This window comes from Bacillus sp. LR--39 (assembly GCF_053613335.1).
Map to the genome: position 1 here is coordinate 1 of NZ_JBSIOT010001522.1, position 531 is coordinate 531.

The window sequence follows — 531 nt, forward strand, 5'->3', positions numbered from 1 at the left end:
CTCGACCGCTGTCTGTTTAAAGCCCACCCAGCTGACTAGCCCTCTGACAAATGGATTTTTTTCTTTTAATCTCTTCATTTCATCACAGACTTTTCTGCCCATGAGGCGAAAATCCCCCGTATCAATCGGGATATCAATATCTGTCATACCGCTGAGAAGCCGGTAAAACATAGCCGCGGTTTGTTTTTTGAAAAAGGTTTCCCCTTTTCGTTTAGTCCGCACGGCGTACACGACCTCATAGCCTTCCTTCCACTTTTCAATCATATCTAAAATCAGTTCAGGAGGATCCTGCAAATCGGCGTCAATGACGACGATTGCATTCCCCTGTGCATAATCCATACCCGCCGTAATGGCGATCTGGTGTCCAAAATTCCTTGAAAAATCAATAATTTTCACTCTCGGATCGATCAGGCTGTGCTCTCTTAAAATCTCAATACTGCGGTCTTTGCTGCCATCGTTGACAAAAAGCAGCTCGTAGTTTTCCTTCGTTTGATCCATGACCTCTTTTAAGCGCTGATAGGTTTCATGAAT

General features: G+C 44.3%; 1 protein-coding gene. It reads right to left on the reverse strand.

Going from position 1 to position 531, the window contains the following annotated elements; all coding sequences use genetic code 11:
* The coding region (locus ACWHAR_RS31545) for a glycosyltransferase family 2 protein (protein ID WP_452088988.1) at positions 1–531 on the reverse strand (531 nt) is incomplete at both ends.